General features: G+C 39.5%; 22 protein-coding genes and 1 tRNA gene. 15 read left to right on the plus strand and 8 right to left on the minus strand.

The window, feature by feature from the left end; translation table 11 throughout:
* Positions 1-76: 76 nt before the first annotated feature.
* From FIM44_RS03525 to FIM44_RS03535, 3 genes are read right to left on the minus strand one after another with little or no spacing between them, the layout of a single operon-like run.
* Positions 77-616, minus strand: a complete 540-nt coding sequence (locus FIM44_RS03525; RefSeq protein ID WP_140579109.1) for a DUF2393 domain-containing protein — start codon at positions 614-616, stop codon at positions 77-79.
* A 6-nt stretch (positions 617-622) separates the two neighbouring features.
* Positions 623-1711: a prohibitin family protein gene (locus tag FIM44_RS03530; RefSeq protein WP_001121057.1), complete on the minus strand. Its 1089-nt coding sequence runs from the start codon at positions 1709-1711 to the stop codon at positions 623-625.
* 20 nt (positions 1712-1731) lie between these two features.
* Positions 1732-3210, minus strand: coding sequence for a DEAD/DEAH box helicase (locus tag FIM44_RS03535; protein ID WP_140579124.1), 1479 nt, complete (start codon positions 3208-3210; stop codon positions 1732-1734).
* Between the two features lie 189 nt (positions 3211-3399).
* Between FIM44_RS03535 and flgI the strand changes: the two genes are divergently transcribed.
* The 12 genes from flgI (at position 3400) to hcpE (ending at position 13699) form a co-directional block, all read left to right on the plus strand.
* Positions 3400-4428: a flagellar basal body P-ring protein FlgI gene (gene flgI / locus FIM44_RS03540; protein ID WP_120926916.1), complete on the plus strand. Its 1029-nt coding sequence runs from the start codon at positions 3400-3402 to the stop codon at positions 4426-4428.
* Positions 4425-4742, plus strand: coding sequence for a hypothetical protein (locus tag FIM44_RS03545; protein ID WP_000609401.1), 318 nt, complete (start codon positions 4425-4427; stop codon positions 4740-4742). The genes flgI and FIM44_RS03545 overlap by 4 nt, the downstream gene beginning before the upstream one ends.
* Positions 4739-5884, plus strand: coding sequence for an acid survival sensor histidine kinase (gene flgS, locus FIM44_RS03550; RefSeq protein ID WP_140579110.1), 1146 nt, complete (start codon positions 4739-4741; stop codon positions 5882-5884). The genes FIM44_RS03545 and flgS overlap by 4 nt, the downstream gene beginning before the upstream one ends.
* 205 nt (positions 5885-6089) lie before the next feature.
* Positions 6090-6524 (plus strand): DNA starvation/stationary phase protection protein, encoded by a 435-nt coding sequence (gene dps, locus FIM44_RS03555; protein ID WP_000846456.1) that lies wholly within the window; start codon positions 6090-6092, stop codon positions 6522-6524.
* Between the two features lie 20 nt (positions 6525-6544).
* Positions 6545-6829: a DUF2018 family protein gene (locus FIM44_RS03560; RefSeq protein ID WP_024773878.1), complete on the plus strand. Its 285-nt coding sequence runs from the start codon at positions 6545-6547 to the stop codon at positions 6827-6829.
* Positions 6822-7217 carry a hypothetical protein gene (locus FIM44_RS03565; protein ID WP_001004080.1) on the plus strand — a complete coding sequence of 132 codons (396 nt, stop codon included), beginning with the start codon at positions 6822-6824 and terminating at the stop codon, positions 7215-7217. The genes FIM44_RS03560 and FIM44_RS03565 overlap by 8 nt, the downstream gene beginning before the upstream one ends.
* Before the next feature lie 9 nt (positions 7218-7226).
* A complete protein-coding gene (locus tag FIM44_RS03570; protein ID WP_140579111.1) occupies positions 7227-8150 on the plus strand; it encodes a polyprenyl synthetase family protein in 924 nt (307 codons plus the stop codon).
* Entirely contained in the window at positions 8150-9499 is a 1350-nt protein-coding gene (gene hemA, locus FIM44_RS03575; RefSeq protein WP_140579112.1) for a glutamyl-tRNA reductase, read from the plus strand. Before FIM44_RS03570 ends, hemA begins: the two co-directional genes overlap by 1 nt.
* Positions 9500-9502: 3 nt before the next feature.
* The gene (proS, locus tag FIM44_RS03580) at positions 9503-11236 is read left to right on the plus strand and encodes a proline--tRNA ligase (RefSeq protein ID WP_140579113.1); all 1734 of its coding nucleotides are present in this window, start codon (positions 9503-9505) and stop codon (positions 11234-11236) included.
* Between the two features lie 10 nt (positions 11237-11246).
* Positions 11247-12167, plus strand: a complete 921-nt coding sequence (hemC, locus tag FIM44_RS03585; protein WP_140579114.1) for a hydroxymethylbilane synthase — start codon at positions 11247-11249, stop codon at positions 12165-12167.
* The gene (locus FIM44_RS03590; protein WP_140499339.1) at positions 12167-12538 is read left to right on the plus strand and encodes a c-type cytochrome; all 372 of its coding nucleotides are present in this window, start codon (positions 12167-12169) and stop codon (positions 12536-12538) included. Before hemC ends, FIM44_RS03590 begins: the two co-directional genes overlap by 1 nt.
* Before the next feature lie 93 nt (positions 12539-12631).
* Positions 12632-13699: a Sel1-like repeat protein HcpE gene (gene hcpE, locus FIM44_RS03595; RefSeq protein WP_140579115.1), complete on the plus strand. Its 1068-nt coding sequence runs from the start codon at positions 12632-12634 to the stop codon at positions 13697-13699.
* Positions 13700-14181: 482 nt separating this feature from the next.
* Here hcpE and FIM44_RS03600 read toward each other — a convergent pair whose 3' ends face one another.
* From FIM44_RS03600 to dsbK, 4 genes are read right to left on the minus strand one after another with little or no spacing between them, the layout of a single operon-like run.
* On the minus strand, positions 14182-14712 hold the full coding sequence (locus FIM44_RS03600; RefSeq protein ID WP_140579116.1) for a hypothetical protein: 531 nt from the start codon (positions 14710-14712) through the stop codon (positions 14182-14184).
* Entirely contained in the window at positions 14712-15884 is a 1173-nt protein-coding gene (locus tag FIM44_RS03605; protein ID WP_140579117.1) for a glutathionylspermidine synthase family protein, read from the minus strand. Before FIM44_RS03605 ends, FIM44_RS03600 begins: the two co-directional genes overlap by 1 nt.
* 23 nt (positions 15885-15907) lie before the next feature.
* Complete coding sequence (locus FIM44_RS03610) at positions 15908-16564, minus strand: UPF0323 family lipoprotein (RefSeq protein WP_140579118.1); 657 nt, start codon at positions 16562-16564, stop codon at positions 15908-15910.
* Between the two features lie 15 nt (positions 16565-16579).
* Positions 16580-17377 carry a protein disulfide-isomerase DsbK gene (gene dsbK / locus FIM44_RS03615; RefSeq protein WP_140579119.1) on the minus strand — a complete coding sequence of 266 codons (798 nt, stop codon included), beginning with the start codon at positions 17375-17377 and terminating at the stop codon, positions 16580-16582.
* Positions 17378-17486: 109 nt separating this feature from the next.
* Here dsbK and kdsB point away from each other — a divergent pair, with 109 nt between their 5' ends.
* The 3 genes from kdsB to FIM44_RS03630 all read left to right on the plus strand — a co-directional run bounded on the left by kdsB (position 17487) and on the right by FIM44_RS03630 (position 20082).
* Positions 17487-18212, plus strand: coding sequence for a 3-deoxy-manno-octulosonate cytidylyltransferase (kdsB, locus tag FIM44_RS03620; RefSeq protein ID WP_140579120.1), 726 nt, complete (start codon positions 17487-17489; stop codon positions 18210-18212).
* A gap of 201 nt (positions 18213-18413) precedes the next feature.
* Complete coding sequence (gene hopA / locus FIM44_RS03625) at positions 18414-19868, plus strand: porin HopA (RefSeq protein ID WP_140579121.1); 1455 nt, start codon at positions 18414-18416, stop codon at positions 19866-19868.
* A 139-nt stretch (positions 19869-20007) separates the two neighbouring features.
* Positions 20008-20082, plus strand: a tRNA-Asn gene (locus FIM44_RS03630).
* A gap of 34 nt (positions 20083-20116) precedes the next feature.
* Here FIM44_RS03630 and FIM44_RS03635 read toward each other — a convergent pair.
* Entirely contained in the window at positions 20117-21274 is a 1158-nt protein-coding gene (locus FIM44_RS03635) for a SulP family inorganic anion transporter (RefSeq protein WP_140579126.1), read from the minus strand.
* Positions 21275-21335: the final 61 nt, after the last annotated feature.

Here is a 21335-nt window from a genome sequence, read left to right on the forward strand (position 1 = left end):
TTTAAAAATTTATGCTTTTAGCGTCTTTTAATCGCTTTTATAATGAATGTTATCTTGGGCGTTATCTTTTAGTTTTTTATAAACAAAACAAAGAAACTTGATAGGGGGCTGTTTTTGAATAAGGGTAGTTGTCAATAAAGAATGAAAAGACCTTGGATTCTTCAGGCAAAATCTTTTCCTTAAAGGTTTTTTCATAGCTTTTTTTGACAAACCATTTAAAAGCATGCTCTTCTACAAAATTGTGAGGGTTTTTAAGGACTTCTAGGCGTAAAACGCATTTGTTTAAACTGAATTTGGAATAGTTTTTGACTCCCACTTGCAAAGAAAAGGCGTTGCTATAGCTTAAAGGGTTAGCGTGTAAGATGCGTGTTTCTATGGGATAAATTGCTTGAGTGAGTAAAACATTCAAAACAAAAGGCATGCTTAAAAACGTGCCCAAAAAAGCTGCTGTCATTATATAGCTAGCCCAGCGGTTTCTTAAAAGCAGAGCCAAAAGGAGCAAAATTGCGCAAAAAAGGATTAAAACGCTCGCTATTAAAACGCTAATTAAAGTCGCTTGGCTTAAAAATCCCTTAAAAGACTCCAAAAAAGCTTGGACAAAGGCAAGAGATGCCATGCGTTTTTAAGGCTCTTTAGTCTCGGCAATACTAGATTTAACCTTGCTTTTAGTGTCAATCCAAATATTAGGCACAGCCCCGCCTGGAGTGAGCATGATTTGAGCGTTGTTGTTCGTTTTTAACGCTTCATTAAACTGGCCTTGAACTTCAATTTGGCGCAGCCTTAAAAGCTTGTCGCTCAAACTTTGCGAAATGCTTAAATTAGCTTGAGATTTCGCCTTAGCTTCAATCACGATCGCATCCGCCACGCCTTGAGCCTTAATCCTGTTAGCGTCCGCTTCCCCTTTAGCCAGAGCGGCTTGTTTTTGAGCTTCTTGCTTGGAGCGCTCCACCTCGTATTTCACCCTTTCTGATTCTTGGCGCGCGATTTGGACTTTTTCAATTTGCTCTTTGATCTTAGCGGGCAAGACGATTTCTCTCAATTGGATAGAGCTTAATTCCACAGGGGTGTTGGGGAGCTTAGAAACTTCTTTATTGATACCGCTATTAATAAGAGCGGCGATTTCGTTGCGCTTAATGGGTAAATCTTCAGCCGGATAGCGCCCCACGACAGATCGCACCACATCGCGCACCACAGGGTTGATGATTTTTTGCTCCCAAGACAAGCCATAAGTAGCGATCGTTTGAGGGGTGGTTTGAGGGTTTAAGCGGTATTGCACGGTGAGTTCAATAGAAACGGTCAAACCCCTACTATCCATCACGTTAATAGCGTCGTTTCTAAAAATCCCTTGGTTTTTACCCGCCACGCCCATGTCTTCGGTGCGTGAAAAATTGATATTTCTAATCCTTGTATCCACAATGAGAATGTCTTGAATGATAGGCACAAAAAAGTGGATTCCTGGCTGTAAGGGGGTGGGTTCGTATTTCCCAGCGGTGATTTTAATGCCAATTTCTCCTGAGCTAATCACTTCAAAAGGCTTGGCCAAAAAAGCGATAACGCCTAAAAGAACAATGACAATTAAAACCGATAGTTTTTTAGAATTAAAAGAATTAGACGGCGGGATGAAACGCCCCCCATTATTAGGCGTATTAGGCGTGGGGGTTTCTTTTTGAGAATTTTTCTTTTTTAAATGTTCGTTCAAATCAATGGGCATGGATTTCCTTTTTAAATATTTTAACGGCGTTTGGGTTTTTTAGAATGGTGGTTTGTTTTAGGGTGTCTGTCTTTGTGCTGGCCCTTTTTGAAAGAACGCGTTTGCTCATGCTGGTGCGTTTTTTTGTTAGGGGTTTTTGGCGTTTTTTCTTTAGGGTTTTGAATCGCGTCAATTTCTTGCTGGTTTAAGCCAATTTTGCTGGTTTCAAACTGCAAACTCAAAAGTTTTAAAACCAATTGAGACGGCTCAAAAATTTCGGTAAGCTGCTCATAAAGACTGATGATCCCTTCAGACACTTTAGCGTCATGTAAGGTTTTGATGATCTGATTTTCGTTAATGGTGGGGATCTCAAAAAGTTCAATCTCTGAATCAATTTCTTTTTGCATGCGTAAAAGCTCTTTGTATTCTAAGGGGGTTACTAAAGTGATCGCCATGCCTTTTTTGCCCGCTCGCCCGGTTCTCCCAATGCGATGGATATAGCTCTCGGTATTTAGGGGCAAGTGGTAATTGAACACATGGCTTACACCGCTAATGTCTAGCCCACGGCTCGCCACATCTGTAGCCACCAACACATCAGCGTCATTTTTTTTAAACGCCATGATAGAAGCGCGCCGATCCCTTTGATCCATATCCCCATGCAAGGCGGTGCTTTTGTAATTTTTAGAAGCAAGGAATTGGTGCAATTCATCGGCTTCTTTTTTGGTGCGCGTGAAAACAATGCTCTTTTTGGGGGCTTGGGTGTCTAAAAGGCGCATGATCGCTTCAGCCCTCTCATGTTCATTGATCACATAAAAGCGTTGGGTGATGTCAGTGTTAGTGATATTAGAAGGAGCGATATGGATTTTAATAGGGTTTTCTAAAATCTTATCCGCTAATCTTTTAATCGGCTCTGGCATCGTGGCTGAAAAAAGCAAAATCTGCGCTTCGCTAGGGAGGTAGTCAAAAATCTCTTCAATATCGTCTAAAAACCCCATATCCAGCATTTCATCGCTTTCATCTAAAACGACCACTTTAGGCACAAATTTATGGATGCGTTCGTTTTTTAAATGATCCAACAACCTTCCTGGTGTAGCGATCATCACTTGGGGGTTTTTCTTAATAAATTCGCATTGTTTTTTAACGCTCTGGCCTCCATACACGCACACGGTTTTAGTCCTAGTGTGTTTGCCTAGTTTGAAAATCTCATCGCTAATTTGCATGGCTAATTCTCTGGTGGGCGTGATCACTAAGGCCTCTATGGTGTGGTTGTTTTTAAGGTTGTTGATAATGGGCAGAGCGAAAGCGGCGGTTTTTCCTGTGCCTGTTTGGGCTTGCGCGATGACATCTCTGCCTTGCAAAACAGCCGGAATGGCCTTTTCTTGAATGGGGCTTGGGGAAGTGAAACCGGCTTCATAAACGGATTTTAAAACCGATTCTTTTAAGCCCAAATCATTAAAACTCGGCTTATGATAAGCGTCATCATCAATTTCTGTAGGGAGTGGTGGTTGATTCAATTCCATGGGAGATTCATACCTCAATTTAATTTGAAACTTTATAAAAAGCTAATAAAAGGCTAAAATTAAAATCTTTGATTTAAAGTTTATAAGATTTTTGAGTATAGCATAAAAATGCACTCAATTAAGTTTAAAGTTTTTATAAAAGGCTTATGCTAAAATAATTAGAATTTAAGGAATAAAGAAAGGGTTTGATTGAAACGGGTGTTTTTGTGGCTTATTTTTGTATTAGCTTTCCACAAGCTTTTGGCCGAAAAAATAGGCGATATAGCGAGCGTGGTGGGCGTAAGGGATAACCAGCTGATTGGTTATGGGCTTGTGATTGGCTTAAATGGCACAGGGGATAAATCCGGCTCAAAATTCACCATGCAATCCATTTCTAACATGCTAGAGAGCGTGAATGTCAAAATCTCTGCAGATGATATTAAATCTAAAAATGTCGCTGCAGTGATGATTACAGCCTCCTTACCCCCCTTTGCAAGACAGGGCGATAAAATTGATGTTCAAATTTCTTCTATTGGGGATGCAAAATCCATTCAAGGAGGGACTTTGGTGATGACCCCTTTAAATGCGGTGGATGGGAATATTTACGCCCTCGCTCAAGGGGCTATCACTTTGGGTAATTCTAATAACTTGCTCTCAGCCCATATCATTAACGGGGCGACTATTGAAAGGGAAGTTTCGTATGATTTGTTCCATAAAAACGCCATGGTTTTGAGCCTAAAAAACCCTAATTTTAAAAACGCTATCCAAGTGCAAAACACTTTAAATAAGGTGTTTGGCAATAAAGTAGCCATAGCGCTAGATCCAAAAACCATTCAAATCACTCGCCCAGAGCGTCTTTCTATGGTGGAGTTTTTAGCCTTAGTGCAAGAAATCCCTATTAATTACAGCGCGAAAAATAAGATCATTGTAGATGAAAAATCAGGCACGATCGTTTCAGGAGTGGATATAATAGTGCATCCGATAGTGGTTACAAGCCAAGACATCACGCTTAAAATCACTAAAGAGCCATTAAATGATTCTAAAAACACGCAGGATTTAGACCATAACATGTCCTTAGACACCGCTCACAACACGCTGAGTTCTAACGGGAAAAGCATCACCATTGCCGGGGTGGTAAAAGCCTTACAAAAAATTGGCGTGAGTGCTAAGGGGATGGTTTCAATCTTGCAAGCCCTAAAAAAAAGCGGCGCGATTAGCGCTGAAATGGAGATACTATGATAAACAACAATAAAGCCATGTTAGAGCAATACAACGTTTCTAAATTAGCGAGCGAAGAGAAATTAAAAGCGCTAGCTCAAAATAAAAACGACAAGCTCCTCAAAGAACAAACCGATTCTTTTGAAGCGCTGCTTTTAAAATTCATGCTAGATAGCGCTATGAAAATGGATAACCCTTTGTATCCTAAAGCCCCAGGCGATGAAATTTATGCGTCCATGTATAAGGACACCCTCTCTAAAGAATTGAGCGGGAATTTTGGTTATAGCGAAATGCTGTTTAATTTCTTAAAAGAGCAAGAAAAACAAAAACCATGAAAAAATCCAAGCGCTTAAAACGCCCTTATTTAAAGCGTCCCTATTTGAAACGCTCTGATAAGACTTCTTCTTTCAAGGGGTTGTTAAAAAAGGAAGACAATGTGATTTCATTAGAAAATTTTAAACCCAAAGAGAGCGAAGATCTATTAGAAAATTTTTCCAATAAAAAAGACATGCAAGAATTGCTAGGGCTTTTAAACCAATTTATTTTGCAAAGCTACAAGGTGGAAAAGGAATTTAAGGATTATAAAGCCCTTTATGAATGGGTCATAGAGATTTTACCGCAAGCCATTTGGGTAATGAATGAAAACGGGAGCTTTTTTTATAAAAATTCTTTAGCCAATCAAAGCCATGAGGTGTTCAATAAGGCTAAATTAGAAAATTTTAACACTGAAATTGAACATGAAAATAAAAGCTATTTAGTCCAGCAAAACAGCATTCAAGGCAAGCAAATCATCACCGCAACCGATATTAGCGCTCAAAAACGCCAAGAGCGGCTCGCTTCTATGGGGAAAATTTCAGCGCATTTAGCCCATGAGATCAGAAACCCTGTAGGCTCTATCTCTCTTTTAGCTTCGGTGTTATTAAAGCATGCGAACGAAAAGACTAAGCCCATTGTTGTAGAATTGCAAAAAGCTTTATGGCGCGTGGAAAGAATCATTAAAGCCACCTTGCTTTTTTCTAAAGGCATTCAAGCCAACCGCACCAAGCAAAGTTTGAAAACGCTAGAGAGCGATCTCAAAGAAGCCCTAAATTGCTACACTTACTCTAAAGACATTGATTTTCTTTTTAATTTTAGCGACGAAGAAGGGTTTTTTGACTTTGATTTAATGGGGATTGTGTTACAGAATTTCTTGTATAACGCTATTGATGCGATTGAAGCCTTAGAAGAGAGCGAGCAGGGGCAGGTGAAGATTGAAGCGTTCATTCAAAATGAATTTATCGTCTTCACCATTATTGATAATGGTAAGGAAGTGGAAAACAAAAGTGCTTTATTTGAGCCTTTTGAAACCACCAAATTGAAGGGTAATGGCTTAGGGTTAGCCCTGTCTTTACAAGTGGTTAAAGCCCATGAAGGGAGCATTGCGCTATTAGAAAATCAAGAAAAAACCTTTGAAATTAAGATTCTTAACGCTTCTTAATTTGGATAACTATCCCTCTTAAAAATGAGTTTTACTATAAAACAAAATTTTAAAAATATTAAATAATATTAAATTGAATAGGGTTTATCAATATTTGACAAAAATAAGATCAAAAAAATTTTTCATTAACTCTTTTGGTGTAGGATAGCGATCAAGGTTTTTATGAAAATAAAAGCCTAAAACAATTTTAAAAAAAGGACTTTTGATGAAAACATTTGAAATTTTAAAACATTTGCAAGCGGATGCGATCGTGTTATTTATGAAAGTGCATAACTTCCATTGGAATGTGAAAGGCACCGATTTTTTCAATGTGCATAAAGCCACTGAAGAAATTTATGAAGAATTTGCAGACATGTTTGATGATCTCGCTGAAAGGATCGCTCAATTAGGACACCACCCCTTAGTCACTTTATCTGAAGCGCTCAAACTCACTCGCGTTAAAGAAGAAACTAAAACAAGCTTCCACTCTAAAGACATCTTTAAAGAAATTCTAGGCGATTACAAACACCTAGAAAAAGAATTTAAAGAGCTCTCTAACACCGCTGAAAAAGAAGGCGATAAAGTCACCGTAACTTATGCAGACGATCAATTAGCCAAGTTGCAAAAATCCATTTGGATGCTGCAAGCCCATTTGGCTTAAGCCACCAAAAAGAAGCCAGCATGAGAGATTACAGCGAGCTTGAAATTTTTGAGGGAAACCCCTTAGACAAGTGGAATGACATTATTTTTCATGCGAGTAAAAAGCTTTCTAAAAAAGAGCTAGAAAGGCTTTTAGAGCTTCTGGCTCTCTTGGAAACTTTTATAGAAAAAGAAGACTTAGAAGAAAGGTTTGAATCTTTCGCTAAAGCTTTAAGAATTGATGAAGAGTTGCAACAAAAAATAGAGAGCAGGAAAACAGACATTGTGATCCAATCCATGGCGAATATTCTCAGCGGGAATGAATGAGCTTATCCGCTATGGCTTGATATTCCTCTTTTTTTTAAAGGCGTTTGGGCTTGATTATGGGATAGATAAAACGCTAGAATTAAAAAAAGATGAAGTGTTTAAAGCGATCATCAAAGACACTTCAAATGAACAAACCAAAGAAATCACGCTCTATTGGACGCTATATGCAAATAAAGGTTTAGTCATCAACATGCGTTTTAACCATTTCCCTTACCAGTTTATTTTATACACCGATCATGCGAGAAATACCTATAATCTCAAAGTTTTTGAAGAAAAATTTTCTTCTAACAGCACTCTGTCGCTTGTGTTTAAAGATTTTAAAGAAGATAAAGCCGCTTTAAGGCTTTTAGCCCTTATGCCCCTTGTTTTTTCTCCTAAAGAGCCTTAAGGAATTCGCATGCAAGAAAAACAACTTAAAACCATTCAAAATAAAATCGCTTCTTGGATCAAAGAAATTGAAAGCGGCTTTATAGATGAATTGTTTTCTAAGATCGGCCCTTCAAAAATGTTGCGCTCCAAACTCATGCTCGCTTTATTAGACGAAAAAACAGACGCTATTTTATTGGATAAAGCTTTCAATTTGTGCGCGATTGTGGAAATGATACAGACCGCTTCTTTATTGCATGATGATGTGATTGATAAGGCGACCATGCGCCGAAAACTCCCCAGCATTAACGCTCTTTTTGGCAATTTTAACGCCGTGATGCTTGGGGATGTGTTTTATTCCAAAGCCTTTTTTGAACTATCTAAAATGGGTAAATCCATCGCCAAAGCTCTCTCTAATGCGGTTTTAAGGCTCTCTAGAGGCGAGATTGAAGATGTGTTTGTGGGGGGAAGTTTTAATAGCGACAAGCAAAAATACTGGTGCATTTTAGAAGACAAGACCGCTCATTTCATAGAAGCGAGTTTAAAGAGCATGGCGATTCTTTTGGATAAAGACGCAAAAATGTATGCGGATTTTGGATTGAATTTTGGCATGGCGTTTCAAATCATTGATGATTTATTAGACATCACTCAAGACGCCAAAACTTTAGGCAAGCCCAATTTCAGCGATTTTAAAGAAGGCAAGACCACTTTACCCTACTTGCTTTTATACGAAAAATTAAATCAGCACGATCAAGGGCTTTTAATTTCTTATTTTAAACAAGATAGCCATGAAATCATAGAATGGACTAAGGAAAAATTCAAGCAATATGGTATCATAGAAGAAACCCTTAAAACCGCTCAAGTTTATTCTAAAAAGGCTCTTGAAGCCATTAAAGGGGAAAACAATTTGATTTTAGAAAAACTAGCGCAAGATGTCATTTATAGGACTTTTTAATGGAGTTAGAAACTCATTTGTCAAAATATTTCACCCTAGCCTTTACGCATAAAAGCATGAGCTTGGAAATGCGAGAAAAACTCGCTATCAATTCGCCCGCAATGCTTAGAGAATTTTTACAAACCATTAAAAACCATTGCCCTAACATCAAAGAGTGCATGGTGCTATCCACATGCAATCGCTTTGAAATCTATGCGAGCCTAAGGCATGGTGCTCACGCTAACGAACAAAAAAGCGCGTTATTGAAAATTTTGGCTCAAAATAAAAAAATGAGCGTGTCTGATTTAGAAAAATGCGTTTTAATGAACACTGATGAAAGCGCAGTCCATCATGTCTTTAGCGTGTGCAGCAGTTTAGATAGCCTAGTGGTGGGAGAAACTCAAATCACAGGGCAGATGAAAAACGCCTATAAATTCGCTTTTGAAGAGAAATTTTGCTCCAAAGATTTAACCCGATTGCTCCATTTTGCTTTCAAATGCGCCGCTAAAGTGCGCAATTTAACCGGCATTTCCAAGCAAGGGGTTTCCATCTCTTCAGTGGCGGTCAAAGAAGCGCTTAATATTTTTGAAAAAGAAAGGATTAAGGATAAAAAAGCCCTTGTGATAGGGCTTGGCGAGATGGCTCAATTAGTTATCAAACACCTTTTAAACAAGCAATTTGAAGCGCTCATCTTAGGGCGTAATGCGGCTAAATTTGAAGATTTCATCAAAGAATTAGAAGAGCCTAAAAAAGTGGGCTTTCAAAATATAGAAAATTTAAGCGCTTATATCAATGAATACGAATTGCTTTTTTGCGCCACTTCTTCGCCGCATTTTATCGTGCAAAATCGCATGTTAAAAGAAACGATTTTCAGGCGTTTTTGGTTTGATTTAGCCGTGCCACGAAATATTGAAAAGCCGATATTCAATAATATTTTCTTATACAGCGTGGATGATTTAGAGCCTATGGTGAGGGAAAATGTGGAAAACAGGCAAGAGAGCAGGACGAAAGCTTATGAGATTGTAGGGCTTGCCACGATGGAATTTTACCAATGGATCCAAAGTTTAGAAGTAGAGCCTGTGATTAAGGATTTAAGGGAATTGGCTAGGATTTCAGCCCAAAAGGAATTGCAAAAGGCGCTCAAAAAACGCTATGTGCCTAAAGAATACGAAAGCAATATTGAAAAGATCTTGCACAACGCTTTCAATACTTTTTTACACCACCCTACTATCGCTTTAAAAAAGAACGCTCAAAAAGAAGAATCCGATGTGCTTGTGGGCGCGATTAAAAACTTGTTTAATTTAGACAAATCTAACGCTAGCCATGCCCAGAATTTGAATCTCTATAAATGCGAATATTACGAGGAATAATGCATGCTGTTTTCAAAACTTTTTGCCCCCACTCTCAAAGAACCCCCTAAAGATGCCGTGTTAAAAAGCCATAAACACTTAGCTCAAGCAGGATACATTTATCAAGTAGGCAGCGGGATTTATAATTTCCTGCCCTTAGCTAAAAAAGTGCTAGACAAAATAGAAAACATCACGCACAAACGCATGCAAGAGCATGGGGCGCAAAATATTTTAATGAGTTTTGTGGTTTTGGCGAGTTTGTGGGAAAAATCAGGCCGTTTGGATAAATACGGCAAGGAATTACTGGTTTTTAAAGACCGAAAAGACAATGATTTTGTTTTAAGCCCCACTTTAGAAGAAAATATCACCGAAATTGCCGCTAATTTCATCAAAAGCTACAAGCAATTACCCGTCCATCTCTATCAAATCCACACGAAATTCCGTGATGAAATCCGCCCTCGATTCGGGCTGGTGAGAGCGAGGGAATTTATCATGAAAGATGGTTATAGCTTTCATGAAGACGCTGAGAGCTTGGATAAGGAATTTTTAAACACGCAAAGCGCTTATAAAGAGATTTTAAGCGATTTGGGTTTGGATTTTCGTATTGTGGAAGCGGATAGCGGGGCGATTGGGGGGAGTAAAAGCAGGGAATTTGTCGTTTTAACAGAATGCGGGGAAGACACGATCGTGGTGTGTCAAAATTGCGATTATGCCGCCAACATTGAAATCGCTAAACGCTCTAAAAGGCTTGAGCCTTTGAATGTCCCAAAAGCGCAATTAGCGAAATTCCCTACCCCTAATACCACTAGTGCGCAAAGCGTGGCGGAGTTTTTTAAAACAGAGCCTTATTTTGTTCTAAAAGCGCTTGTGAAAAAGGTGATCCATAAAGATAAAGAAACCCTAGCGTGCTTTTTTGTTAGGGGCGATGACAATTTAGAGGAAGTTAAAGCCCTAAACGCCTTGAACATTATAGGAGCGAACGCTTTAGAATTAAGAGAGGCCAATGAAGAAGATTTAAACGACGCAGGGTTGATAGCGGGTTTTATAGGGCCTTATGGCTTGAAAAAGCATGTTTCTTACATTATTTTTGATGGAGATTTAAAAGAGGGCGATTGCTTGATCGCTGGGGCTAATGAAAAGGATTTTCATGCGGTGGGCGTGGATTTAAAAGGGTTTGAAAATCTTGTTTATGCGGATATTGTCCAGGTTAAAGAAAGCGATTGTTGCCCTAATTGTCAAGGAGCGTTGAAATACCATAAGAGTTTGGAAGTGGGGCATATTTTCAAACTCGGGCAAGGCTATGCTAAAAGTTTGAAGGCTAGTTTCTTGGATAAGAATGGTAAGGAGCGGTTTTTTGAAATGGGGTGCTATGGGATAGGCATTAGCCGATTGCTCAGCGCGATTTTAGAGCAAAAAAGCGATGATTTAGGCTGTGTATGGACGAAAAACACCGCTCCTTTTGATGTGGTGATCGTGGTTTCTAATTGGAAAGATGAAGTGCAAAAAAAACTCGCTTTTGAAGTGTATGAAAGGCTGCTCCAAAAGGGCGTTGATGCGCTGTTAGATGACAGAGACGCGCGTTTTGGGGCAAAGATGAGAGATTTTGAATTGATTGGGGAACGATTGGCGCTCATTATTGGGAAGCAAACTTTAGAGAATAAAGAATTTGAATGCATCAAACGCGCTAATTTAGAAAAACAAACGCTTAAAGACGCCGAATTAGAAGAAAAAATTTTAGAAATGTTAGCGAACGAATAAGGGGGAGTGAGTGGAAAAATTAGTGATTGGCTCTAGGGGGAGCGAATTAGCCTTATGGCAAGCGAATCACATTAAAGAACGCCTGAAAAAAGAATGCTCTATAGAAAGCGAAATTCAAATCGTTAAGACTAAGGGCGATAAAATCTTAGACACCCCTTTAAATAAGATCGGCGGTAAGGGGCTATTCACTAAGGAATTAGAAGAATTGCTTTTAAAAGGCGAAATTGATTTGGCGGTGCATTCTTTAAAAGATGTGCCGGTCGTGTTTGAAAAGGGGTTGGACTTGGCATGCATCACCAAAAGGGCTGATGTGAGGGACACTTTTTTGAGCGTGAAATTCCCTGATTTGATGAGCTTGCCTAAAGGAGCCAAGGTTGGCACGACTTCTTTAAGGCGTTCCATGCAGATCAAACTGAAGCGCCAGGATTTAGATACAGAAAGCTTAAGGGGGAATGTCCAAACCCGTTTGAAAAAACTTGAATGCGGTGAATTTGACGCTATCATTTTAGCTGAAGCCGGGTTATGCCGCCTAGAAATTCAAGGAGCGAAATACCGCAAGGCTTTTAGCGTGGAAGAAATGATTCCCAGCATGGGTCAGGGGGCTTTAGGGGTAGAAATGCTCAAAAACCACAAGCATTTTGCCACGCTTCAAAAACTCAATGACACAGAAAGCGCGTTTTGCTGCCATTTAGAAAGGGAGTTTATTAAAGGGCTTAATGGGGGGTGTCAGATCCCTATAGGCGTGCATGCGAGTTTAATGGGCGATAGGGTTAAAATCCAGGCAATTTTAGGCTTGCCTAATGGGAAAGAAGTCATCACTAAAGAAAAGCAAGGGGATAAAACTAAGGCGCTTGATCTGGTTCAAGAGCTTTTAGAAGCGTTTTTGCAAAGCGGGGCTAAAGAGATTTTAGAAAAGGCGCAGTTGTTTTAATGCGTTTGTTTATCGCGCTAGTTTTGTTTGGGTGGTGGTTAATTTTAGGCGCTAAAGAAGCGGATTTCATCTCTGATTTAGAATACGGGATGGCTCTTTATAAAAACCCTAGGGGTGTTGCGTGCGCGAAATGCCATGGCATTAAAGGCGAACAACAAGAAATCACCTTTTATTATGAAAAAGGCGAAAAAAAAATCCTCTACGCCCCTAAAATCAACCATTTAGATTTTAAAACCTTTAAAGACGCCCTGAGTTTAGGCAAAGGCATGATGCCTAAATACAATCTCAATTTGGAAGAAATCCAAGCGATTTACCTTTACATCACCTCTTTAGAGCCTAAAGAAGAGCGTAAGGATCCTCTTAAGCCTTAATCAAAGCGCTTGATTTATGTTAAAATGGAGCGTTGCATTTTTTGTTTTGATTAAAGAAGGGTTCTAAAAATCAGAATTTAAAAGAAGGTAAAAATGAGTGTCAAAATTTTAAAAATATTAGTTTGTGGGTTATTTTTTTGGGGCTTGAACGCCCATTTATGGGGGAAACAAGACAATAGCTTTTTAGGGATTGGTGAAAGAGCCTATAAAAGCGGGAATTATTCTAAAGCAGCGTCTTATTTTAAAAAAGCATGCAACGATGGGGTGAGTGAAGGTTGCACGCAATTAGGAATCATTTATGAAAACGGGCAAGGCACTAGAATAGATTATAAAAAAGCCCTAGAATATTATAAAACCGCATGCCAAGCTGATGATAGGGAAGGGTGTTTTGGTTTAGGGGGGCTTTATGATGAGGGGTTAGGCACGACTCAAAATTATCAAGAGGCCGTTGACGCTTATGCTAAGGCGTGCGTTTTAAAACACCCTGAGAGTTGCTACAATTTAGGCATTATTTATGACCGAAAAATCAAAGGCAATGCCGCTCAAGCGGTTACCTACTATCAAAAAAGCTGTAATTTTGATATGGCTAAGGGGTGTTATGTTTTGGGCGTGGCTTATGAAAAAGGCTTTTTAGAAGTCAAACAAAGCAACCATAAAGCCGTCATCTATTATTTGAAAGCGTGCCGATTGGATGATGGGCAGGCTTGCCACGCGCTAGGGAGTTTGTTTGAAAACGGCGATGCAGGGCTTGATGAAGATTTTGAAGTGGCGTTTGATTATTTGCAAAAAGCTTGTGCTCTAAACAATTCTGGTGGTTGCGCGAGTTTAGGCTCTATGTATATGTTAGGCAGGTATGTCAAAAAAGATCCCCAAGAGGCTTTTGATTTTTTCAAAAAAGCATGCGATATGGGGAGCGCGGTGAGTTGCTCTAGGATGGGCTTTATGTATTCCCAAGGGGACGCTGTTTCAAAAGACTTGAGGAAAGCCCTTGATAATTATGAAAGGGGTTGCGATATGGGCGATGAAGTGGGTTGCTTCGCTCTAGCGGGCATGTATTACAACATGAAAGATAAAGAAAACGCCATAACGATTTATGACAAGGGCTGTAAGCTAGGCATGAAACAAGCATGCGAAAACCTCACTAAACTCAGGGGGTATTGAAAATTTAACCAACCCCCTAAATTATCATCGTGTTTGACTCAAAACTTTTCAAAGATTTGGCTCTGTTTTAAGAGCTAAAGCAGAAACCCCAAACATCTTTAGCGTTTGTGATGAATGCTATTAAATCTATAACATTGCTATCTAGGGCAAAGGAGTTGTGCCTTTAAAGACATGGTGCGTGAGCGGATGCGCTAAAAATCAAAATCTGTAAAATCCCTATCATTAGGGATACAGAGCGAAACCCAAACTCTCGCATCAGCCTAGAGGAAAATCTCAAATACCTTTAGCGTTGCTCCACTATGAATAAGCTTGAATTTTTAAAAAACGGGATTTTTAAAACTCATAAAGGGATAGGGGGTATTTTGAAATTCCCCTACAACCCCCAAAAACTCCCCATAACCCCATAAGAGCGCATTATGAGAAACTGCCGCTTGCTTTACGCAAGCTCTTTGATTGTAAAAAATACCTTTTGTTTTTAAACCCTACAAAGACCAATAGATCGCTCCAAAGAACACCATGCTCCCTATCAAAACGCTTATAAACATGCGTTTAGTGTCCTTAAAAGCCACCATTAAAAACGCGCTCAAATAAAACAACAATAAAAACACGCAAAAAATCCCCGAAAGCGCCTTAAACACAACGCCCGCCTTAGCCTTATGCAGCATGATGAGCGCGCCTAAAAAACCCCTTTCAATGGTTTTGATTTTTGTTTGAGTGCCTTTAGTTTCAAGGTTGATTTCATACAAAGGCGTGCCAATAACCAACGCTCCCCTATACTCTCTAGGCTCTATCTTTTTAGGCATAGCGACATGGTTTTCTTTCAAAAAGTCTTTCAAAAAATCCAATCGTTCTTCTTTTTTTAAGGATTTTTCTAAAACCCACTCTTTTGTCGTAGCGCCAGTGTCTTGGCGCACCCCAAAGAGCAATAAAAGCCCGCTAATGGCAAAAAGAAGCGCCAAAGGGAAGAAAAAAGTGGTCGCATAGATGTGAAAATAACGCATCGTTGCGGTCATTATTGCAACCTGTGGCTCACGAATTTAGAAAAATTATCCAAGATTAACCCCCCTTTTCTAAACCCTAGCGCGCAAGATTCATAAGCAAAAAACACATTAGGCTGATAATACAACCCGTTATGCGAATTGAGCTCGTAAAACTCTTGATAAACGGGTTTGTGGTTAGAATAAACGCCGTCCGTTTTCAAAAGCGATTGCATGGAAGCTTCAAAGATTTCACTATTTGCTCCTTCTCTACCAAAAGCCACTTTTTTGATTTGCTTTTTATTGACCAAAGGTTCATATCTCGTTTCTAACAATAAGGGGTGGTTGGGGTATCTGTCCCACAAAAGTTTTAAAAAACGCTTGGATTGGAAAAGGATCGTGTAAGCGGGGTTTAAAAAAATCGTGTTTTTATTTTCCATCATGCCTTGCATCAAAAGGGCTAATTCTGGCTCGTCAATAGCAATGTTTTCCCAAGGGATTAGTTTGAATAAAAACTCATAATTCAAGCCGTTTTTAAACACGCCCTCTTCTATATTAAATTCCACCTCATCAATGTAAGAAAAATCCGTTTCAAACCCCACGCTCTGAGCAGTGTCTTGCAAAAAACGCATGGTGCGCTCTTCTTCAATATTCCCCCTAACGCTTGAAAAAAGGATTTTCCACCCCTCATACATTTCCTCAAAACGGCTCGTGTCTTCGCCTAAAGTTACCATGCGTTTAAAATTCTCGCCAAGCGCTTCATAAAGGTTATTGAATTGCTTGTTTTCATCATAGCCATTCGCTTTGAGTAACGCCCATTGGATCAGCGCCGTTTCATAGAGCATGGTGGGGGTATCAGCGTTAAATTCCAGTAATTTAATAGGCTTGCCATCAAGCCCCCCAGCTAAATCAAAACGCCCGTAAATATGCCAATGCACTTCTTCTTCAAAACTCTGTTTGATCATAGGAATGAGCGCGTTAGGAATATCCAATTCAAAAAAGCGATCGTTTTTAATGGCCTCTTCAGCCGTCTCTACAAACATGTCATAAAGCTCATTACAAGCGTCATAATAAGCGTCCGCTTCTTTTTGAGAAACAACCACCATTTCATCAGCGATATAAGATGACATGTCGTCATTAGTGTGCCAATCTAGGCCGATTTCTTCTAAGGTCTTATTGTCTAAAGGTTTTAAAGGAATCACTTGCATTTTTTAGCCTTGAATAGATTAAATTATGAGTTAAAGCCCCTTGTCCCAGAGCTTACCGCCGGCGAATTAGTAGGCCTACTAGAGCCAAAAAACCCGCTCTGTCCCTTACTCGCTGTGCCCATGCTTGAAGCGCTGGGTGCACTTTTAGAAAAGGAATTTTGAGAGCGTTGGTAAGCTTGTGGGGATTTGTAGGTCCGTTGGGCGTTTTGCTGATAATTAGGGTTATTGAAAAGCTTATTGCCAATATAACTCCCTAAAATCGCCCCCGCCGCGCTCCCTAAAATCGCGCTCCCCAAGCCAAAGCCTGAGCCTTCATTACTCCCTCCACTCCCTCCATTATTAGACTGGATAAGCTTGCTCGTGCCGTTATCAATTTTGGCCTCTTCTTCTTTGATGAGCTTTTGAATCTCTTCATTGCTTAACACTCGTTCATTGCCTTGCAAATCGCGCACTATAATGTGGGTTCTTGAACTGGGGTATTCTTCAACAACCTTGTAAGATTTATCCTTTTGCTCTTCTAAAATCACAAACGCACCTTTTTGAACGCTTTGGCTCAAAGAGCTTTGCTCTTTTGGTTTGTCATCAGCATTGCTCTTACACCCCACAATGCTTACCATCACTAACGCGCTCAAACCACCCACGATCGCATAATCAGAAATCTTTCTGTAGGGTTTTTTCATGAGAGCAACCTTATATCATGCCTTATAATGGTATAAGAAAGGCACGCCCTTAATTACGCCAGATTCAAAAATCTTTTTAGTAACATTTTCCACTTTAGTGCGTAAATCTTCAGGCTCTTTTTGGGCGTTAATATCGTATTGGGTGGAATAAATCTTTTCAAGAATAGAGATCTTATCTTCCACGCTCGCTCCCCTAGCCCTAGCTTTCGCCATTTCTTCTTGGATCAAAGCCGCTTTTTTAGCTGAATTGACTCCAAGCCACCCCACTACAACCATTCTCACGGTGTTTTCTTTCAAGTGATCCCTGAGTTTAGTGAGCTCTTTTTGGCAATGCGGGCACATGGGATCAGAAACAATATAAAGGATTTTATCCTTATTTTCAGCGTTAGTAGAGGGCAACTCTATCGCATAATCAGCCGGCACTTCATCAAAAAGAGCGTTCAACTTCGCGCTATTTTGTTGGGTAGCGTTAAGGGCTTGGATTTTTTGATTGGTTTCTGCGACTAATTGCACATCTTCGCTTTTATTGCTAAAAAAGATATTGCTAAGCCCTATGATTAAATTACCATCCTTACTCACTACAAGCGGAATATTGTATTTAGTGTCCGGATCTTCAATAACGACCATTTTTAAATCCTGACTGGATTTTAAAGGTTTGATTTCTAAAATACGCACCTTTTTATTGGTCTGTTTTTCAATCACGCTCACTAAATTATCCTGCATCCGTTTGTCATTAGCTGAAACTGAATGTTTAGGGGCTGCCCCTAAGCCTACAAGAAGTAACGCGCTCAACACGCTCGCTCTTAATATCATTAAAACTCCTAAAGTTCAATAGCCTAAACCCTTTAAAAAGGAATAAGCTTTTAATGGGTATAATACCATAAAAATCCCCTATTTTCACAAGGCTTAAAAAGGTTTAAAGATGATTATCATTCCTGCCAGATTAAAATCCAGTCGTTTTGAAAATAAAGTGCTAGAAAATATTTTTGGCTTGCCTATGGTAGTGCGTTGCGCTAAAAATGCGAATCTAGTAGATGAATGCGTAGTCGCTTGCGATGATGAAAGCATCATGCAAACATGCCAAAAATTCCACATTAAAGCGGTGCTAACTTCCAAACACCATAATAGCGGCACGGAACGCTGTTTGGAAGCGGCGCAAATTTTAGGGTTAAAAAACGATGAAAGGGTTTTAAATTTGCAAGGCGATGAGCCTTTTTTAGAAAAAGAGGTCATTTTAGCGTTATTAGAAGCCACCAAAAACGCCCCTTTCATGGCGACTTGCGCTAAAGCCATTGATGAAGAGCGAGCCAAAAGCCCTAATTTAGTCAAGGTGGTTTTAGATGGCCAAAATAACGCCTTGTATTTTTCGCACTCCCTTATCCCCTTTTTACGAGACGCTGATATAAAACGCCAAACCCCCCTTTTAGGGCATATCGGTATTTATGGCTTCCACAATAAAGAAATCTTAGAAGAATTATGCGCTTTAAAACCTTGCGTTTTAGAAGAAATAGAAAAATTAGAGCAATTAAGGGCTTTGTATTATCAAAAAAAGATTGCAGTGAAAATCGTTCAAAGTGAAAGCGTGGGCATTGACACCAAAGAAGATTTGCAAAACGCTTTGAAAATTTTTAACCCCAATCTCCTTTGAGCGCTAAATTTTAAAAAGCGCTCAAAGCATTTTCCACCATTCAAAAACCTTTTTTTAAATCCAAAAAAAAGCACAATTTGTTAATTTTCGCTCAATTTTATTAAAAATTCAATAAATTTATGGCACAATTTAAATTCATTGTAAATAAAGTTTCAATTTGATACGATTTTACGAATAAAACATTACTTTAAGGAACATTTTATGAAAAAAACGATTTTACTTTCTCTTATGGTTTCACCGCTCCTGGCTGAAAATGACGGCGTTTTTATGAGCGTGGGCTATCAAATCGGCGAAGCCGCTCAAATGGTGAAAAACACCGGCGAAATCCAAAAAGTCTCCAACGCTTACGAAAATTTAAACAATCTTTTAACCCGCTATAACGAACTCAAACAAACGGCCTCTAACACCAATTCAAGCACCGCTCAAGCGATTAGCAATCTAAAAGAGAGTGCTAGCCGATTAAAAACGGCCCCTAATACCGCTAATCAAGCCGTATCCTCAGCGCTCAGCTCTGCGGTGGGCATGTGGCAAGTGGTAGCCTCTAATTTAGCCAATGGCACGCTACCCACTGATAAATACAACGAAATCAATGCGATTTCTCAATTGCTCCAAAATACCCTAGAAAATAAAAACAATGAACTCACGATTGATAATGACTATGACCATCTTTTAACTCAAGCTAGCACCATTATTAGCACCCTTCAAAGCCAATGCCCAGGAATAGACGGAGGCAATGGCAAACCATGGGGCATTAATGCAAGCGGGAACGCATGCACTATTTTTGGCAGCACCTTTAGCGCTATTACTAGCATGATTGATAGCGCTAAAAAAGCCGCCGAGCAATTTAGAAGAACTGACCCAAGTCAAGGCGCAAACCAACAAAGCGCGTTTAACAACGCTGATTTTAATAAAAACCTTAATCAAGTCTCAAGCGTTATTGATGACACTATCTCTTACCTCAAAGGGGACAATTTAGAAACCATCTATAACACCCTTCAAAAAACGCCCGATTCTAAAGGGTTTCAAGGTTTGGTGAGCCGTTCTAGCTATAGTTATTCTCTCAATGAAACTCAATATTCCCAATTCCAAACCACCACCAAAGAGTTTGGCCATAACCCCTTTAGAAGCGTGGGGTTAATCAATTCTCAAAGCAATAATGGGGCGATGAATGGCGTGGGCGTGCAATTAGGCTATAAGCAATTTTTTGGGAAAAATAAATTTTTTGGGATCCGGTATTATGCCTTTTTTGATTACAACCATGCCTATATCAAATCCAACTTTTTTAACTCCGCTTCCAATGTTTTCACTTATGGCGCCGGCAGCGATCTTTTATTGAATTTCATCAATGGCGGATCCGATAAAAACCGCAAAGTCTCTTTTGGCATTTTTGGAGGCATCGCATTAGCCGGCACGACATGGCTTAATTCCCAATTGGTGAATTTAAAAACCACCACTAGCATCTACAACGCTAAGATCAACAACACTAATTTCCAATTCTTATTCAATACCGGTTTAAGGCTTCAAGGGATTCACCATGGCGTTGAATTAGGCGTGAAAATCCCCACCATCAACACGAATTACTATTCTTTCATGGGCGCTAAATTAGCATACCGAAGACTTTATAGCGTGTATTTCAATTATGTTTTGGCTTATTGATATTGAATCGGTTCTCATTACTAATGAGGACAAAGCCAATTTTTTGGCTCTCTTTTTGGCTCTCAATGAATAACGGCATCGTTTTACTTGACTTTTTACAAAAAACACGCTAAAATTTCTTTTTGTTTTTGAGCGAAATTCCAGATTAGCTCAGCGGTAGAGTAGGCGGCTGTTAACCGCTTGGTCGTAGGTTCGAATCCTACATCTGGAGCCATACTTTTAACTACCTAACTTTTTATAGCAAAACTTCATGCAATCCCTTTTGATTTGATCCATAACGCATTGGCTAACACCCCCACCACAACCCCTATCGCTAAATTATGCGTGTATAAAACCACCGCCATGACTAAGAGCATGTTCAGCGTGTCATAGAGCTTGATTTTTTTAATGTTCATAACGGATTGGAAATTAAAAGTGGTGAAAGAAATCATCACCATCACCGCCACAACCGCCACAATGGGGATCTTAACCACATATTCATTAAACACTAGCACTAACACCATTAAAGAGAAGCCGGCAAAAAAAGTAGAAAGCCTGGTTTTGGCCCCAGATTTTGCGTTGATGATAGACTGCCCCACTAAAGCGCACCCTGTCATTCCCCCCAAAAGCCCTGAGATGATATTCCCCAAGTCTTGCGCTTTAGTTTCTTTATTTTTATCGCTCACGCCGTCTTTTAAAATAATATCTAAAGTTTTAGCGGTCAATAAACTTTCTATCGTGCCTACTAGCGCTAAAGAAAGAGCGTAAGGCAACAACCCTACCACCATTTTAAAATCCAAATTTTTGGGGATAATGATGCAATGAAAGCCTGAAACTCCTTGCTCAATGCTCCCTAAATTCGGCGCATGCGTATCAAAAATTAAAGCGATCGCGCTCACTATAAGGATACAAATCAGATTAGAGGGGATTTTTTTAGTGATTAAAGGGAAAAGATAAATAATCAATATCCCAATAGCGAGTAAAATAAACACCCCTAAATTTTGGTTTTGAAGGAATTTGAATTGCTCCATTAAAAGCAAAATGCCTAGCGCGTTCACAAAGCCATACATCACTGATTGAGGGATAAACCTCAAAAGATTCCCTATTTTCAAATAGCCTAAAAGAATTTGTAACACCCCTGCCATAAGAGTCGCCACGCCCGCGTATTCAAGCCCATAGTTTTTAACCACGCCCACTAAAATGAGCGCCACTGATCCGGCCGCTGCGCTAATCATCGCCTTTCTAGCCCCAAAAAGAGACAAAACAAAAGCCATGTAAAAGGTCGTATAAAACGCCACGCCCACATCTAAACCCACCATGATCGCAAAGCCGGCCGTCTCTGGGATCACAGAAAGCCCCACCACAAAACCAGACAACAAATCTTTTTGAATGTTGCTCAGCCATTCTTTTTGTATCTTTTCAAACATGCCTTTCTTTCTTGTTAGAATGGCTTGATTATAAGACTTAAAAACCAATTTCAAACCAATA

It is taken from the genome of Helicobacter pylori, assembly GCF_006440215.1.
Classification (GTDB): Bacteria; Campylobacterota; Campylobacteria; order Campylobacterales; family Helicobacteraceae; genus Helicobacter; species Helicobacter pylori_CS.